Origin of the sequence: Mycolicibacterium pyrenivorans (genome assembly GCF_025821625.1) — a bacterium.
Classification (GTDB): domain Bacteria; phylum Actinomycetota; class Actinomycetes; order Mycobacteriales; family Mycobacteriaceae; genus Mycobacterium; species Mycobacterium pyrenivorans.
In genome coordinates this window covers 1-1,623 of the sequence record NZ_JACKSH010000266.1, presented here as the reverse complement: position 1 = coordinate 1,623, position 1,623 = coordinate 1, and the positions used below count along the sequence as shown (strand labels likewise).

The following is a 1,623-nucleotide window of genomic DNA, read 5'->3' as shown; positions in this document are numbered from 1 at the left end:
CCCGATGTCGAGATCAACAAGATGACCTACGAGAACGCGATGCGCTGGTATCACTGGGACCCGTTCACCCACATCCCCAAGGACCAGGCCACCGTCGGGGCGCTGCGCAAGGCCGCCGAAGGCCACGACGTGACCATCCAGGCGCTGAGCAAGCACGACCACGGCGGGGCCAACCTCGCGGACTTCGCCGCCAAGGCCAAGCAGTTGACCGGCAACAAGGACTGAGCAACTTTCGCCGGAATTGCATTCCAGCAGCGAAACGTCGAGTGGGCGCCTGCTGGAATGCAATTCCGGCGGTCGAGGATCAGAGAGAGGCAGTTATGCCGGAGGGCATGAGTTTCGAGCTGACCGAGGATCAGGAGTTGATCCGCAAGTCCGTCGCTGAGCTGGCGGGGAAGTTCGACGACCAGTACTGGATGGAAAAGGACCTGGCGCACGAGTTCCCGCGCGAGTTCTACGACGCCATCGCCAAGGGCGGCTGGCTCGGGATGACCATCCCCGAGGAGTACGGCGGCCACGGTCTGGGCATCACCGAGGCGACGCTGCTGCTGGAGGAGATCTCGCGCTCCGGGGCGGCGATGAACGGCGCCAGCGCCATCCACCTGTCGATCTTCGGCATGCAGCCGGTCGTCAAACACGGCTCCGACGAGCTCAAGGCCGCCACCCTGCCGCGGATCGTCAACGGCGACCTTCACGTGTGCTTCGGCGTCACCGAACCCGGTGCGGGACTGGACACCTCGCGCATCACGACGTTCGCCAAGCGGGAGGGGGACACGTACCGCATCAACGGGCGAAAGGTGTGGATCTCCAAGGCGCTCGAGTCCGAGAAGATTCTGCTGCTCACCCGCACCGAGTCGCCCGATGACCTGGAGAAGCGCGGCGCGAAGAAGACCGACGGCATGACGCTGTTCCTGACCGACCTCGATCGCGACCACGTCGACATCCGCCCGATCAAGAAGATGGGCCGCAACGCCGTCAGCTCGAACGAGTTGTTCATCGACGACCTGATCGTGCCGATCGAGGATCGGGTGGGCGAGGAGGGCAAGGGCTTCAAGTACATCCTCGACGGGCTGAACCCCGAGCGGATGCTCATCGCCGCCGAGGCATTGGGCATCGGCCGGGTCGCGCTGGAGAAGGCGGTGAAGTACGGCAACGAGCGCGTCGTCTTCAACCGCCCGATCGGCATGAACCAGGGCCTGCAGTTCCCGTTGGCGGACTCACTCGCCCGCCTCGACGCCGCCGAACTGGTGCTGCGCAAGGCGACCTGGCTGTACGACAACGGCAAACCCTGTGGGCGAGAGGCGAATACGGCGAAGTACCTGTGCGCGGATGCGGGTTTCGGCGCTGCCGATCGGGCGCTGCAACTGCACGGCGGCATGGGGTATTCCGAGGAGTACCACGTGTCGCGGTACTTCCGGGAGTCGCGGCTGATGAAGATCGCCCCCGTCAGCCAGGAGATGATCCTCAACTTCCTCGGCGAGCACGTCCTCGGCCTGCCCAGGAGTTACTAGATGGCCCCGCAGAGGACACTGTTCGACCTCACCGGGCGCGCGGCGATGGTCACGGGGGCGGGCGCAGGGGGCGGGATCGGCGCCGCGGTGGCGGCTGCGCTGGCCCGGGCCG

At 65.8% G+C, this 1,623-nt stretch carries 1 protein-coding gene and 1 pseudogene; both read left to right on the top strand.

Translation table 11 applies throughout. The features are described 5' to 3' along the window. Positions 1-225 (top strand): annotated as a pseudogene (locus tag H7I57_RS29375) (amidohydrolase family protein); the annotation flags it as partial. Positions 226-332: 107 nt separating this feature from the next. Then, positions 333-1,511 carry an acyl-CoA dehydrogenase family protein gene (locus H7I57_RS29370; RefSeq protein WP_372510489.1) on the top strand — a complete coding sequence of 393 codons (1,179 nt, stop codon included), beginning with the start codon at positions 333-335 and terminating at the stop codon, positions 1,509-1,511. Positions 1,512-1,623 lie beyond the last annotated feature (112 nt).

Bases quoted from the DNA above. Each gene is read 5' to 3' on its own strand.
- H7I57_RS29370 (WP_372510489.1), top strand. From the start codon at position 333: ATGAGTTTCGAGCTGACCGAGGATCAGGAGTTGATCCGCAAGTCCGTC.